16 protein-coding genes are annotated in these 14,650 nt (G+C 59.7%); all 16 read right to left on the bottom strand.

The window, feature by feature from the left end; translation table 11 throughout:
- Nucleotides 1–43 precede the first annotated feature (43 nt).
- Complete coding sequence (locus BLR26_RS27160; protein WP_143013282.1) at nucleotides 44–616, bottom strand: hypothetical protein; 573 nt, start codon at nucleotides 614–616, stop codon at nucleotides 44–46.
- A gap of 369 nt (nucleotides 617–985) precedes the next feature.
- The gene (locus BLR26_RS16325; protein ID WP_093382583.1) at nucleotides 986–1,348 is read right to left on the bottom strand and encodes a hypothetical protein; all 363 of its coding nucleotides are present in this window, start codon (nucleotides 1,346–1,348) and stop codon (nucleotides 986–988) included.
- A complete protein-coding gene (locus BLR26_RS16320; protein WP_093382578.1) occupies nucleotides 1,345–1,968 on the bottom strand; it encodes a glycoside hydrolase family 19 protein in 624 nt (207 codons plus the stop codon). The genes BLR26_RS16325 and BLR26_RS16320 overlap by 4 nt, the downstream gene beginning before the upstream one ends.
- A gap of 9 nt (nucleotides 1,969–1,977) precedes the next feature.
- Nucleotides 1,978–2,787, bottom strand: coding sequence for a phage tail protein (locus BLR26_RS27155; RefSeq protein ID WP_143013281.1), 810 nt, complete (start codon nucleotides 2,785–2,787; stop codon nucleotides 1,978–1,980).
- 58 nt (nucleotides 2,788–2,845) lie between these two features.
- Nucleotides 2,846–3,073: a hypothetical protein gene (locus BLR26_RS16310; protein ID WP_093382574.1), complete on the bottom strand. Its 228-nt coding sequence runs from the start codon at nucleotides 3,071–3,073 to the stop codon at nucleotides 2,846–2,848.
- The gene (locus BLR26_RS16305; RefSeq protein WP_093382569.1) at nucleotides 3,070–3,411 is read right to left on the bottom strand and encodes a hypothetical protein; all 342 of its coding nucleotides are present in this window, start codon (nucleotides 3,409–3,411) and stop codon (nucleotides 3,070–3,072) included. Before BLR26_RS16305 ends, BLR26_RS16310 begins: the two co-directional genes overlap by 4 nt.
- Nucleotides 3,408–4,247 carry a phage tail protein gene (locus tag BLR26_RS16300; protein WP_176794255.1) on the bottom strand — a complete coding sequence of 280 codons (840 nt, stop codon included), beginning with the start codon at nucleotides 4,245–4,247 and terminating at the stop codon, nucleotides 3,408–3,410. Before BLR26_RS16300 ends, BLR26_RS16305 begins: the two co-directional genes overlap by 4 nt.
- Before the next feature lie 11 nt (nucleotides 4,248–4,258).
- Nucleotides 4,259–5,314: a hypothetical protein gene (locus tag BLR26_RS16295; protein WP_256326732.1), complete on the bottom strand. Its 1,056-nt coding sequence runs from the start codon at nucleotides 5,312–5,314 to the stop codon at nucleotides 4,259–4,261.
- Nucleotides 5,314–8,649 carry a phage tail protein gene (locus tag BLR26_RS16290; protein ID WP_093382564.1) on the bottom strand — a complete coding sequence of 1,112 codons (3,336 nt, stop codon included), beginning with the start codon at nucleotides 8,647–8,649 and terminating at the stop codon, nucleotides 5,314–5,316. Before BLR26_RS16290 ends, BLR26_RS16295 begins: the two co-directional genes overlap by 1 nt.
- Nucleotides 8,646–9,044 carry a DUF6950 family protein gene (locus tag BLR26_RS16285; protein WP_093382559.1) on the bottom strand — a complete coding sequence of 133 codons (399 nt, stop codon included), beginning with the start codon at nucleotides 9,042–9,044 and terminating at the stop codon, nucleotides 8,646–8,648. The genes BLR26_RS16290 and BLR26_RS16285 overlap by 4 nt, the downstream gene beginning before the upstream one ends.
- A 2-nt stretch (nucleotides 9,045–9,046) precedes the next feature.
- Nucleotides 9,047–9,649: a hypothetical protein gene (locus tag BLR26_RS16280; RefSeq protein WP_093382554.1), complete on the bottom strand. Its 603-nt coding sequence runs from the start codon at nucleotides 9,647–9,649 to the stop codon at nucleotides 9,047–9,049.
- Nucleotides 9,649–10,233: a hypothetical protein gene (locus tag BLR26_RS16275; RefSeq protein WP_093382550.1), complete on the bottom strand. Its 585-nt coding sequence runs from the start codon at nucleotides 10,231–10,233 to the stop codon at nucleotides 9,649–9,651. Before BLR26_RS16275 ends, BLR26_RS16280 begins: the two co-directional genes overlap by 1 nt.
- A gap of 18 nt (nucleotides 10,234–10,251) precedes the next feature.
- Nucleotides 10,252–13,104 carry a phage tail tape measure protein gene (locus tag BLR26_RS16270; RefSeq protein WP_093382546.1) on the bottom strand — a complete coding sequence of 951 codons (2,853 nt, stop codon included), beginning with the start codon at nucleotides 13,102–13,104 and terminating at the stop codon, nucleotides 10,252–10,254.
- Nucleotides 13,105–13,162: 58 nt separating this feature from the next.
- Nucleotides 13,163–13,501, bottom strand: coding sequence for a superinfection immunity protein (locus BLR26_RS16265; RefSeq protein WP_093382542.1), 339 nt, complete (start codon nucleotides 13,499–13,501; stop codon nucleotides 13,163–13,165).
- A gap of 34 nt (nucleotides 13,502–13,535) precedes the next feature.
- Nucleotides 13,536–13,976, bottom strand: a complete 441-nt coding sequence (locus BLR26_RS16260; RefSeq protein ID WP_093382539.1) for a hypothetical protein — start codon at nucleotides 13,974–13,976, stop codon at nucleotides 13,536–13,538.
- A 73-nt stretch (nucleotides 13,977–14,049) separates the two neighbouring features.
- Nucleotides 14,050–14,604, bottom strand: coding sequence for a hypothetical protein (locus tag BLR26_RS16255; protein WP_093382536.1), 555 nt, complete (start codon nucleotides 14,602–14,604; stop codon nucleotides 14,050–14,052).
- Nucleotides 14,605–14,650 lie beyond the last annotated feature (46 nt).

Here is a 14,650-nt window from a genome sequence, read left to right as displayed (position 1 = left end):
AAAACAAAAAAATCACGCGCAACTTTGAATTAGTACAATGTACCTATTGGCTTTGCTCAGGAGTCAATGACTCATCGCTTTTCTGTTCGCAAAATGTTTTTGCATACCTCTGTAAGTATTCGAGGTGAATTCGCTGCTCAGTCAATCCCTCCCTCAGTTTCAAATACGCTTCAATAAATTGCGGAGACTCAACCTGTATATTGCTTGCGGCTTTAGATGCCATTCCTAGATTTAGAACCGATACACCCGACTCTAGATCCTCAACCCCTACAATTTGATCAAGATAAACCAAAAGGCTTTCTTGCCTCTTCATTGAATCTTCATTTGGGCATGGCAATTCAACTACAAACGCACCTCCAGCCTGAAGTTTCATCTTTTCATTTCTTGTAAATGGCGTAGGTGAGTTTTCAGAAAGAAGCCGCTGAGCCCAACCTTTCAGTTCATTGTCGCTCGTTGGCTGTTTCAAAACATCAATCGCTAGCTGCACGTACTCTTTTTTCAGCTGACCTTGGCTGATCTCTCTTTGAATCGAACTACCAAAATATGCAACGAGAACTGGAACAGCTAAGATTGCTAGTGTCTGCGACAACGCATTTAAAGTCTTCAGCCCGCTCATTTCTCAATCCTAAGTTTTATTGAAATTTATCTTACATGCACGCCTTCACAGACGCCACCAGTCGACGCTCATATCCGATTCGCTGACGACGCTCGGCAAGTAGCGCCCTCACCTTCACTTCCAAGCTATCGGCCTTGCGCAGGCCAGCAGCCGCCCACGTCGGTACGGCAACCTCTGGCGCTCGGCACAGCACCTGCACTGGCACCTCGACGCGGACGTATTGAACCTGCGGCTCTACTTTACCGGAGCACCCAGCGAGGCCCAGGACCAAAACAACTCCGCCCCCGCGGGCAAGGCCACGGATCGCGCGGCTCACAGCTTTGAAGATATCCATTCCGCACCCACGGAAACGCCGGTTTAGGCCCAGGCTCATAGTCCCAACTCCTTGTCGATGATCGAGGTGGCGGCAGCGCACTGGTCGCCGCCGGTGCGCTCCTGTTGCAGCCGGTTTGCCGCGGCGTAGTCGAGATCCGCGCTGGCCTTGGCTTCGCTCACCGCCTGCTCAGCAGCGGACTGCCGGGCGCTCGCAGCCAGCACCAGGTCTCCCAGTGCCTTGCCCTGCTCCTGCGTCAGCCCGGCAAGGTTGTCGCGGCCAGCCTTGCACCGGGCGGCCTGGTCCTGCTCCGCGTCGAGCAGCGGCCGGAAGTGGCTGGTGGTCGCCCAGGTGCCGACCGCGATGCCCAACAGGATCAGCAGACCGGCGCTGGCAACCCGCAGCGCCCAGGCGCTCACGCCAGCACCTTCAGCGCGCGGTCACACAGCGCCTTTCGCTCAGCAGCGCCGCGCGGCACCCGGCCAGGCTTGCCGGTGTTGATCACACTGCCGATATCCTGGAAGCGGCCGGCGTCGGCCAGCTCATTCAGACCGTGGGTCGACCACCACCAGGCGGCGGACATGGCGGCGTGCTCAGGCTGCTCGATCAGCTCGGGGTTGTCCTCCAGCGGCAGGGTCAGGCCGGCGCCGGCAGCGGCATAGTTCGACCGGCCGGTAAGCTGGATCAGCCCGCGTCCACGGTACCGCCAGCCGTCCCCCGGGCGGGTGTTGCCCATGCGCCCGCTGTAGACGATGCTGGCGATCTTTTCCGGTTGCCGCGCGCAGACTGCCGCTGACACTGCGGTAAACCGGCTGGGCCAGGTGCGCACCAGCGCTTCGGCGCTGTAGTTCAGGTTCTCCACTAGGTTGCGCAGCTGGCCCGACTCATGCCCAACCTGGGCCAGGAACGCCGCAGCGCGCACCGGGCTGTCGATCTTGTGGCGCGCCATGGCCCGGTTCAGCGCAGGCAAAAAATTGCCCGCGACTGGGCGGGCGTTCGGGAGGATTTGCAGCAACTGCTGCTCGGTCAAAGGGGTCATGCGTTTCTCCTAGTTGAACCAGCGGCCGATGGCGTGGCAGTGCACGGTGGCCACGGACGTGCTGATGAAGCTGTTGGTGCCGCCGGCGGTACGCCACAGGCGCGGCACACACTGAACGGTGTTGATAGAGGCGGCCATCGCGGGACCGAACTCGGCAAACGTCACCGGCGCCGAATCGGCCGACAGGCCCTGGATCGGGGTGACGGTTACCTTCGGCGCCGCTGAAAAGGCCGCAGGAAAGGACCAGAGCTTCAGCAGGGTCTGGGGTACGCTGAACTCGAGCACAACCGCCGCCGTGCAGATGAGGGTGCCGTTGGCAAACTTCACGTACTCGCCATTCGCGTTGGTGCCTGACTCGATGATCGCGCCAGTGGGCACGCCTGCTGCCTGCGAGACGGTACCGACGATATCCGCCACCGCCGCCGTCTTCAGGCCGAGGCCATTCCGACCACCCGCCGGCGTCGTTCCGCCCGTCCCGCCTTTGGCCACCGGCACCACGTTCTCTGTCGACACGGCGCCCAGCGAGGAAAGCGCCACGCCCCACTGGTCAATGATCTGGTGCATCCGATCGGCTGCAGCCTTTGGCCACCCCTGAATCGGCACCAGGGCGTAGGCGCCTGCGGAAACACTCGAACCCAGATACCCGGGCTCGATGCTCAGCGACGTCGGGCTGATGATGTTCGTGACCTCGTACTGCCGGCCGTCCGGCCCGACCCAGGCGTCACCGACCCGGCCATTCAAGGTGAACGCCGTGCCGGTACCGGTGACCGTCTTCTGGCCAGCTGTTACGGCCACTGTTCCTGCTCTACTCCAGGGCATGCTTTTCTCCAGGCAAAAATAAACCCGCTCGATGGCGGGTGCGCTGACGCTCTGACTGTTACTGCGGGAGCGGGTAGCGTTCCTTGATGGCGGCGACCGCGGCGGTCCAGGCGCTGTAATCGGGCTCAGTGCCGGCAGCCAGCGCGTCATATTCAGCCTCGAACTTCAGGCGATCGCTCTCGGCGGTATAGGCCGCACGCCGGGACGCCAGCGCCGCGTCGCGCTCTGCCTGGCGGGCCTCATTGGCTTTCTGCTCTGCGGTTTTGACCTTGCTGAAGTCGATCATGCATCGGTCTCCTCTGTTGATTCCGCCACGGCTGGCTTGGGGTCTTGGTCGGTCGGCAGCGCAATCGGACCGTCCGGGGCCCCGACAATGTCCGCGGGGAAGCGCGATCGCTCCCCGGCTTCGGCACCGTGCGGCATGGTGATCGGAATGACCAACACGCCGTTGATACGCTCCACCGGCTGGTTGATCCATGGGCAACCAATGGCCTCGGCCGGGAGCGTGGCGCCATCTGGCAGCGGGCCGAAGTCATAGGCCAGGCCATTGATGGTCAGCACGTCACCCAGTTTGTGAATGATCAGAGAGGCGTCCGAGTTGATCGGTATCAGTTTGAGTCTCATGCGTACCACCTGCCTTGGGCTGTCATTACAAAGTCTGCTGTGATGGTCCTGGAAGTCATGGACATGACTAGTCCCTGATAGGTCGTCGCGGTCACCGCATTGGGCTGGGTGAAAACCGTCTGCGCCCGCGCGCTGAATGTGAACTGAGGCGGCGCGATGAAGGCCGCCGGGAAGCCGAACGTCGGCGTGGCCCCGATGAATAGCCCGTCCTGGGCGAAGGTGACCGCTTGGGAGAAGTTCAGCGTTGCTGAACAGATCATCGTGCCGTCCGCAAATTTCGTGTAGCGGCCCGAGGCGTTGGAGCCGCGCTCGATGATTGCGCCGCCCGATTGGGAAACCGTGCCGACAGCATTTGCCGTGGCAGCCGTGCCCAGCCCCAACCCGGCGCGGCCAGCCGCAGCTGTGTTGCCGCCGGTGCCGCCCTGGGCAACGCTGAGTGCGGTGGTCAGGCCCAGGAGTGCCGTGATGTCGGCGTTCTGGCCCCGGGTCGCGGCAGCAATGTTTACTCTTAGCGTCGCCGCATCAGCAGCACCACCAAACAAAACCAGCGTTGCGCCGTACTGCTCGACGATCTGGCGCAGCCGATCAGCTGACTCCTTCACGTACCCCTGCATCGGCGCAAGGCCATACGTGCCGGCCGCGACAGTCGCCCCCAGGTAAGCCGGCAGAATGGTGAGCACCGTGCCGCTGGCAATGTTGGTCACTTCGTACCAGCGGCCGTCAGGCCCCTGGAAAGCATCCCCCACTCGGGCGTTTGCCGAGAAGGCAGTGCCGGTACCGGTCACCGTGTTCTGGCCGGCCGTGATGGCGACGGTGCCTGTTCTGTACCATGGCATATGGATTTCCTTTAGATCGGCTTCATCGGCCGCGCTGCAAACAGCGTCCGGCCATTGGCGGTAAGTGGGTTGATGCCTGAGCCGTTATCGACATACATCTGGAGCATTCCCCTGTTACCGGGCCAGAAGCCCCCGAAGTTCGCTCGTATCGGCTGAGTGGTTTGCACAATGTTCGTGCAGGAGAACAGGGCATTGGCCAACACGTAGTCGTCATAGCTGCCGGTCCATGGCATCTGCTGGCTCGGCGAGTAACTGCCGGAGCCGCTGATCGGGTCGCCTGCCTGAACGAACGAGTTGTTCGCCGGCTGACTGTTGAGGGAGGTGATGTTTGTTGATGTGGAAAACAGGCGGACGCCATTGGCGTCCCGCACTGAAATCCCGTACTGGCCGACGGGCGAACTGTCAGCCATGTAGCTCGAGCAGAACCACTTGATGGTCATGAACTGCTGCCAGGCGCTCCCGTGCAAAGGGTGCGGCCAGGCCTTCAGCCTGAACCCCGTCCAGTTCCCCGGGCCACCCTTTACCGAGAAGTTGCCGACCATCATGTAGTCGACCGCATTCAAGAAAACCAGCGGCCTCTCGGTTGTGGTGATCGGCGCCGGGAAGTTGATGTCCGCCCACTGGATGAACTGCGCCTGCTGGCCGGGTATCACCTGCTGGCCGAACTGGAAGCTGCCACTGTGACGAACACTGAGCACTCGATTCACCGCATCGATCTGCATGCGGATGTTGTCGTTCCTGCTCCTGATGCCGTACGAGCCGGTCGCGGTGAACGGCTCTCCGCCCTGAGACAGGATCATCACTTGCCAGGTATTGGTGAGCGGCTGCCTCAGTTGCAGAGTGCCGGCCGAGTACCAGGCGGCAGGGGAATAAGTGAATTCCCCCCGGTCCTCCAGGGAGTCGACAACGACGAATGACTGCGCCTGAATCTCCGGAATCGAGATGTACTGGTCGAAGCTGCCATCACCGGTGACCGTCATCATCTTCAATGACCGAATAGGTGTAACGGAGGTGTCGAAAGTGACCACCCCCGCCGCGTCCTTGGTCCTAAATCCATACAGCGCCATCAGGTCATCCTCCCCACGCCTGCGCGCTCGATGTAGTTCAGGTCGTAGACATACAGGCCGTAGTTGTTGAGCAGCACCGAACCATCTGCCGTCTGTCCGCGCAATGTCAGCGTCCCAGCTGGCACGTTGATCTCCAGCAACGGCAACCCTTGCGAGTTGACCGCAGCAGAGCGCAATGTCATGCCGAGAACGATCTCCTTGATGAACGCCTGACTGATAAACGCCTGGTTGATGAACACCTGGCCGTTCTGCACCACAAACGGCACAGAGACCTGACCAGAAACTTCGTCCACCACCGCGAATCGCTGAGCAAGCGCCAGGATCTCCGATGTTTCCCCGTCGCTGCCAAGCGCCAGCCCGGCCATTACGGTTCTGCCGCCCGTTGTGGTTTGCGCCTTGATGGTCACCTGGGCGCTCACTTTCCCATCCAGGTTCACCACGGCCTGGCTGACCTGCTGAACCGAAGCGCTGGTCTCGCCGATCGAAGCCTCGAGCGTCTCGGACTTGCGAGCCAGGGCCTGATCGGCATCCGCCAGGATGCGAACATCGCTTGAGAACTTGGCCTGCGACTGCCAAGCATCCATTGCGCTCAACAGGTCACCCTCCCCCGTATCGTCCCGGCCGGCGGTGTAAACCGCCTCGACAGAGGTTCGTATCGAAGCCACGGCCTGGTCGGTTGTCACCTGCGCCTCGGACACCTCCTGAATGTCCGCCGCGTTGTCGTCGACCTCGGCCTTCAGTTGATCCAGGCGCGTGGCCGTGGCCTCGTTCTGGGTGGCCACCGCCTTTTCCAGAGTGGAAAGCCCGGCCGCGTTCTGCCCGACCTTGGCGTCAATCGCGATGAAGCGCTCAGCGGATGCCTGCTGCTCAGTTGCAAACACCTTGCGCTGTTCACTGATACCGGCCTGGGCGTCCCAGGCTGCGTTGGCGTCGGACATGCCGCCATCGTCGTCGACGTCAGCGCGCCAAGCTGCCTGCAGCGATTGCAGGCTTGTTGCCTGGGCGGTGACCACGCCACCCAGATCGGACAGGCCGGCAGTATTCTCCTGCACCTGCGCAGCAAGCCCGTTGGCGCTCTGCACCACCTGCCCGATATCCAGCCAGTACAGCGGGTTTGGTGGCGCATTCGCCCCAGAGGGATCTGCCGGTACCGGTTGCTTGGCCTGGTACAGGCGCTGGCCCAGGCGAACAGCGTCATCCTGCAGGTAGGGTTTCGCCGGGTCATACTCCAGAGCGTCAACCAGGTTGCCGATCTGCTCCTGCAGCTGCTCGTTGAGCTCGCCCAGGCGGTCATTCACAGAGCCTGGGCCGTCGCCGGAGATCTTCTCAATCTCCTTCAACAACTCCTGTCCCAGCTCGCTCTCGGTAATCTTGCCTGCCAAGGCCTGCAAGTAGGCGCTAACGTCGTTCGACGTTGATGCAGGGACAAACAGGAACGGACTCTTCCCATAGGCATTGGTTGAGCGGATGTAATAGAAGTAGTTCGTGAAGAACGCGAGGCCAGTATGAGTGAAGCTCAGGCCCTGCCCGAGGTAGACCGCGTCGCTGGAAGGTGCATTCGGGTTGGTCGTGAAGAAGTACTCATAGGTGCCGCCGTTCAAACCTGCCGATGGATTGCTCGGTATCAGCGTGATCGACTCAAGCGAGGACTGCACAGCGCAGAACTCCGGAATAGGAGGACCATTTACGCTGACATTGATGGTCGCCTCGCCTGAGCGGGCCATAGGCCCTATCGCTGCAACACTCATCGTATAGTTGCCAGATGGCAGCCCGCTGATCTGGCAGCGATTACTCGCTGCTTGGATGGTGTGAGACTGCACAACATTCACGCCCTGGCGGACGATCACGGCATATTCCGACACGATTCCGCCGCTTGGCGCCCAGGTCAGTACTCCCTGAACAACCTCGGCCCCCGTTTCTTGGACCCAGGCCAGACCTGTTGGCGACCCCAGCCCTCCAGAAGGCAGATTGATGAAACCAATCGGGTTGTACGGCTCGCCCACGGCGTCGTCGAAGATCGCCGCTTCATACTGCTGCACCTGGACGTTGCAACCCTCTTCGTCCCCCATGGACCAGTTGGTCACGATGAACTCACCGAGGATGTTCAGCGACGGCAGGTTCACGCGCACCACGCGCCCGGGGCGGCAGTTGTAGCCGGCGAAGTTCATCGGAATGGTGATCACCCCGCCAGCACGGCGCCGGCGAAGCTCGATGTTTGCCAGGCGCTGGGCCAGGTAGGGGTCTGTCACATAGGAGAATGTAAGCGTTTCCGCCGCCTCGCCGCCGTCCTGCGCCACCCACTCCGCGATGCTCACCTCTGGGTAATCCGTCTCGGTCCACGACTGAGTAGGGTCAATGAAGGTGCCGCGCACAGTGTTGATGGCAGCGTCGTTTGACGGCTCAGTGCTGCCGCCGATGGTGCCGATCACCATATCCTCGGTGATCTCGAAGTCGTAAGGGCCGTAGTAGGCCCCAGCCTGGAGCATCCACCGACCGCCGACGCGGATCAGCTTCCCGGCGCAGGCCGCCTCAAGCTTCTGCAACACGCCGGACTTCTGCTCGTCGGCACCGATGACGCAGGCAGTTCTGTACCGCGCACTTACCGAGCCGTCAGCATTGCCAACAGATTCATCGCAGACGTTCGCGGCACTGGCGAATGTCTCGAAGACAATCTCATCGTCAGGCACATTGCACCGGGCGCGCAGGTACCACAGCAGGTGCAGCGCGGTGTTGGCCGAGTAGCCGCTCATGCCGGTGCGTGGGTCGTACAGATCGTTTCGGCCGCGGACCACAAAGCGCGCGTCAGGAATGCCGGACGGAAACTTCTCGGCGCTGTACTGCAGAGAAAGCCTGACGTAGGAAAGGCCCCGCCCAATCTGGCTGTCTTTCCAGTCGGGGCAGTTGGCTTTGAGGAAGGCATTGACCTGAGTAGGGTTCACCACCAACTCATAGCTGGCGAACTGACCGTACGAGGCGATCGGCTCTTCGCCCAAGTAGATCTCCTCCAGCGCATCCACCGCACCTTCACACAGCACATACACCAGGTGCAGCCACTCCCCTTCGGACTGGGCACCAGGCTGCTCCTGGGCCCACACCAGCACACCACCGGTGGCAACCCGGCCAAGGATGAAACGGACCGGGGCCTTTGAGGAGCGTACGGTCTGCGCGGAGGGCTCGTTGTCCCGTAGCGGGGACTTGGTGTTCAGCTTCTCCTGCTGCTCGGCAGCGTAGAAGGCCAGGCCGGCACCAATTGCGGCGCCTACAGGACCACCCTGGACAAAGCCAATCACGGCCCCAACCACTACCTGGGCGAGTTTCTTGACGCCACCGCTCATTCAACCCTCCACGCGGCCAGAGGCTCGCACTCAATGCGGAAGACGCCGTCTTCGGTCGTCGACCAGTAGTCACCGGCCCAGAACACAGCCATGCTTCGTCCACCTGGTGCGTCGTACAGCACAACGTCACCGCGCTGGATAAACGCCAGCGACACCCTGGAAAAGCAGGCATCCCAGGCAGCCTCAAGGCTCCCGTGCTGCTTCTTCAGCTGACGCTTAGCACCGGTTTCCGTCTTGTACTTGCCGCGGTACTGCTCGGCTGGATCGACGCCGCAAACGGCGGCAGCGCAGTCCGCCGCAAACAGGCAGCAGTCAAATTCGCCCCATGAAAAAGGCCGCCCTTGGGCAGCCTTTATCACGTCGTTCAGACGGGTAGTCCAGTCTCGATGTCGCATCGCTAATTCCCGTAGGTAAACGCCGGCGCGTCCTTGCTGGAGCCCCAGTAGATTGGCCATTCGGACATTTGCGCAATGGCATAGAAGAACCGGTCATCCTGGTGGCGGGCCCGGTGGTTTTCATCGGTGAAGCGCTCGGTACCGGTTCGGCTCCACTCGGCCATCCGGTCTACGACAGGGACTGTGATTTTGTTGCCGTCCTGGCCGTTGCCGGCGAACGAGAACTTGGCGGCATCCATGCGGCCGGAGAAGAGGATGTCCGCGGCGTAGTTGCCGGCCTCATCGAAGACAATGAACAGGACCTTGGCCGCCCTGCCCCGGCACCCGCGAATATTGGTTTCCGACAGGATGTAGGCATCCAGGCCGCTCAAGGTCAGTTCCACGGACATCGGCGAGCCCGAGTTGTCGCTCTCCTGCGACTGGCTTACCTGGCCGAAGTTGCCCACGCCCTCATAGGTCACGCCGTCAACAACGAGCTGGCCGGTACCGGTATGCGCGAAGACCATGCCGTCGGCAAAATCGAGCTGAACGGCATACACCGGCATGAACTTGCCAGTGGCGATGATGTTCACCACGCTCTGGCTGAAGGGAAATACGGATGGCATCAGAAGGCCTCCCTGAACTGATAGGAACCATTGGCGATTACCGGGCGTACCGACATCGACCAGGTGTCGGAGGTCATGCGCATCTCGGAATATGGATTGAGATATTCGATCGCGGTGCCGGGCGTCAGTGATTTTCGAATGCGCTTGTTCAGCATCAGCGTTGCCTGGCCTTGGGCGTTCGACGACGCTGCATCAGTCACCTCGAACATCTCCCCTGCAATCGTGATGTAGTCGCCAGCGCTGAAAATGGCGGAGCTTGGCGCAGCCCCGGCGACCACCATGCTGCGCGCCTGAGCGTTGCCCGATATCACCGTCAGCGCGCCAATGCTGACCGTGCGCCTCCTGGTGAACGCCGGCATGTTGAACGTCCCAAACATCCCGTCCAGGCGCCCCAGGAACGACGACAGTTCGCGCTCCTGGGCCCTGTCCAGCAACCCGAACGTCAAGGTGCACTGCCAGTACGCCCCCGGGTAGCCCACGATCTGCTGAGCGTTCGACAGCGTTGAAGTAAACGCCCGGCTGTTGTTGACGATGCCCCATGTCATTTCTGACGGGCGCAGCGATGCAGGCCACGTGAGAGCCATGCGTTACTCCTTAAGCACTTAGCGCCGCGCAATAAGCTGGCGGATTGGTCCGTTCTGTTTGAGATCTCGCATGACCATCTCGTACCCGCCCTTTGCGCCCTGGTAGGCGGCATCCTTTACGAGGCTGATGGTTGCGTCGTCAGGCGTGCCCTGGAAATTGAACTGCTGGGTGATGCTCGGCGCAGATCCTCCAGCGGCAACGCTTTGCGTGACGCTACTGGATGCCGCGACTGGGGTTGGTGAGACGTAGCCTCCATCGGCATAGCCATTGGAGTTGGCGTTCATGCGCTCCAAGAACTCCCGAGCGCCTGGTTGACTAACCACCTCCTTGCGCACGACAAACTCACCACCGTGCACGACGCCTTTCGGCTCAAACTTGCCGCCGTCACCGGTGTAGCCCCCTGACGAGAAACCGACCCGAGAGATGGTTTCGCTGGTCCCGGTCATGGTGCCCTGCCCCACAGCTGCGCTCCCGCCGCTCATGAAGCTGAAGGCCGTGCTCAGAAAGCCGGCCGCCGCCTGACGAACCTGGATGCGGATCAGGTCCTCAATGACTCCATTGGCGAAGTCTTTGAAGGACAGCTTCCCGGTCTTCACGAAGTTCACCACCGCGTCTTCCATGTTGCTGAAGGCGCGAGTGAAAAGCTCACGTGTTTGCCCGGCGACGTTTGCAGCTTGCTCGGCATAGGTCTGGAAGGCCGAGAAAGCCCCTACTGACCAATCCGACTGCATCCTGTCCACTTCAATGTAATACTGCCCCTGCATCGCCAGGCGCCGCTCCAGGGCTTGGCGCAAGGCTTCGCTCTCCTGCTCGTATAGCGACTGGCTGATCCGGCCCTCGTTGCGCTGCTGGAGCAGATTATCCATTTGCGTCTGGTACTGCTGCTGGATGCTGAGCTGCTCCTGTAGCCGCGCCCGCTGCTGATCCCCCATGCCCATACCGGCTAGACTGTTGTCGAGACCGGTTTGCGCCTTGGCCAGCTGGCTGTTCAGGTTCTCCTGGAAGGCCAGAAGCTTGCGGGTCTCCTCGGTGGAGATCTTCTTGAGCTGGTTTTCCCGTTCAAGTGCCGCATTTTTCTTCAACTGGGCGGTGATCAGTTCCTGGTTGGCTACCAGCGACTTCTGGTCGGCAGTGAGAGTTTTCTTGCCCTTGATATCGGCGAGCTCCCGCTCCCACTTCACCAGGGCCTGGCCGACGGCGCCGAGCTTGTCGACCTCTCCCTTCTGTGCACCAATCAGCGCGTTCTGCTGCTGCAGGACGGCATACTGCTGTCGAGCCTGATCGAGCGCCTTCACACCGGCATCTTCGGTATAGGCCTTCGGCTTCGCTTGGCTCTTGTCATACTTAGCCTGGAGGCTGGCCACTTCTTTGTCGATCTCAGCCTGAGATCTGCCAGCCTCAACTCCAAGCTTCCTCGCGTCGGCGATATCCTTCGCCAGCTTGGCCTGATCACTCATGTTCTTCTTTGTGAAGTCGTACCACTTCGCATCAGCGGAGACGAGTTCCTTTTTCTCGCGAAGCTCTTGGCCGACTGCCTCATTCTTCTTGTTCTGTGTGTCCACAGTGGCTTGTGCCAGTCGTACCTGATCCTCCAGCCCCGAGATCAGTGCCGGATCACCAATCTCTCTTGCGTCGTCAAGTTGGCTCTGTAGGTGCTGGAGTTTGAACAGCTCAGGGCTTGCCGAGAGCCGTGACTTGATCTGGTTGTAGACCCCAGAAACACTGTTCTTAACCTCGTCCCATGCTTTCGCGAGCCCTCGGGTAGACTCCTGCATTTCCTTGTTTCGTCGGTTCATCTCATCGGCAAGAGTGGTGGCGAGGAGCTTGACCGCTCCCATCTTGTCGCCTTGCTCCTCAAGCGAACGGATCTGTTCGAACGTTGCTTTCGTCATGATCCCGTATTTGTCGCTGTACTCCTGCGCTAGGGAGGTGACGCTTGCCTTGGTGTTGGACAGCTGGTCAGCGACTTCAGACGCGCTCTTTCCTGTCGCCTCGGCAAGTTCTGTCGCTGCTCGAGCAACCTCATAGAAGGTCTCACCTGTAAGCCTGCCATTTCCTGCAAGCTCCATTACGGCCTGATTTGCTTCAGTGAAACTTCGGCCATTGGCAAGGGCATTGGCGAGATTTGCTAGTTGCCCAGCAGCGGAGCCTGCCGCATTCCCGGAGCCGATCAAAGCCTTGTTGAAGGCATTGAATTGGCTATGAGACGCAACAAGCACCACACCTAAAGACGCTACCGCCGCAGCTGCGACAGTAAACGGGTTAACCAGGCCCAGGATGTAACCCCCCATAGCCTGGGCTGCCGGACCAATCCCACCGAACATGTCCTTGAGCTGCCCGCCCTGCTGCAGCAACACCGTAAGAGGCGCCTGCCCACCCTGGAGAGATACGGCAATATCCGTAAACTGAGCAGGAACACCGCGGAGCGCGGCGGCTGTCGCTTTTGCAGACATCCCCGTTTTGCCCAGATCGCCATTCAACTTCGAGAGTGCGGCCCTTTGCGCTGTTATCGCCGTCGATTGGTCGCGGATGATCCCGGAGAACTCCTTGTAACCCGCCTCCCCTATATCGCCGCGCTTGAATGCGGCGGCCAGTTCAGATTGGCTTCTGGCCAGATCCGTCTGTTTTTTTCTTAATGGATCTAATCTGCCAAGCAGATCCTCGACTTCATCACGGTAGTAACGGTACGATTTCCCTGCTCTTTCCGCGCTCTTCCCTGCGCTCTCCATGCCGGCGCCAGCCTTCTCCAGCGAGGGCTTTACACGAATTCCGGCGCTCTCAAGTGCCTCCAGAGCTCTACGAGTGTCAGCCGCCTTCTGCTCCGCGTCTCGGCTATCGATCTCAAGAACTAGCCGTGATGTTTGGGCCATACTTTTCTCCAGGCATAAAAAAACCCGCAAGCGCGGGTTTTATTTGAATCTTCTGGCGTTAGCTGTTGAGGAGCTTGGTCTTTTCAGCCTCAAATTCAGCTTCCGAAAGGACGCCTTTCTCTTTTAGCTCGGCAATTCGCTCAATTTCGGTGTATTTGTCGGTTGGCTGAATTGGGGGCTTTGTAATTGCCTCCACCTTCGCAGGATCAATGCTCGACGCCGACCAGACCAGCGCGGCAACCCACCCTAGGAGGGTCCACCCCAGAAAAGTGTTCAACAACACGACAGGCGTGGTGTTCGGGTGATTGCGAGAGCCGGCAATGAAAGATGGCAGAAAGTAGATAACGAACGCGACTAGAAAGGCCACCACTGCCACTGTGTTTGAATATTCCTGCATTAGCGCTCTCCCTTTAAATTCGCGCGATCAATCATCAATTTCTGTACTTAAACGGCTCTGGAGAGGTAAGCATAGGCTCTGCCTTGTCCCAAGTTCCACGATAGCCGCGCACCTGGTAGGAATACCCAGGTTTCAGGTCCAGCAGCAGCCCTTTCAGATCTCCGCCGGCACAAGCCATCTTGTTCTTGATGCTCAACTGCGTAGGGCCAGGCTTGTGGTAGAGCTTCACGGACTCCCCGCTACTGGTCTCTGCGGCGAGTTTCTCATCGAGGAAAACCTGCATGCCCGCACCAAAGCAGCTCATAGCACCGGCGTCTTGGGTGAAGACGATCCTCGCGTCGTCAGGGCTGGTTGGCCGACTGAAGGCATAAACGTCTTCAGCAGATACCTGGCGCGCATGTTCCGGCGAAACTCTGGTGGTCTCACAACCAGCCACCGTCATGCAGGCCAACCCCAAAATCAGCAATCGTTTCAAATCGCGTCCTCCCTGAAATGATGATCAATCTACCACCGTCTACAGAAGGCGCCAAAGCCGGAGAGAAAACACTCTATGCGAGGGTCCGCAGCAGGTCAGCCACAACCATGAATCGCTTATGCAGGACATCTGGGAAGGCAAGATAGGCGGAGCCAATGATCGTGAGCGCGCCAGCAAGGATGATTGAACCAGACCCCCGCCCAAGTATTTTCGGCAGTGTCACTTCTTCGTGATACCGAATTTGCGCAAAGCAAATATCTACGCGACGGTCAGTGAACTTTTGCAGCATCCGAAGATTTTTCTCATCCTGAACTGCCACCCTTTTTATTTCATCAATCTGATCTTGGATGTGCTTAGTTGGATTCTGCGTATCCACACCCATCAAGCTAGCGGTGAACTTGAAGCTGTGCGATTGACCATCATCGACCTCAGGAAGAAACGACTCGTATTCTACTTTTTCTGCGTCCGCTGCCTTTCGCCCACCAAGGAACGCCAAAATCATCGATGTTGCGGCGGAGAGCACCACAATGACTAGTCCGAATACGAGAAACCAGCTCTCCCCTAAGAAACCAAGGCCAACTGAGACCGCTAAGACCAAGAGCATGGCGAGCGTTGAGATGTATACCAATTGACTTTCTCCATAAAATCGACAGCCAGTATCATAAACGTTATGA

This window comes from Pseudomonas sp. UC 17F4 (genome assembly GCF_900101695.1).
Taxonomy (GTDB): Bacteria; Pseudomonadota; Gammaproteobacteria; order Pseudomonadales; family Pseudomonadaceae; genus Aquipseudomonas.
The sequence above is the reverse complement of the archived record's forward strand: the minus strand, read 5'-3'. Positions and strand labels throughout refer to the sequence as shown.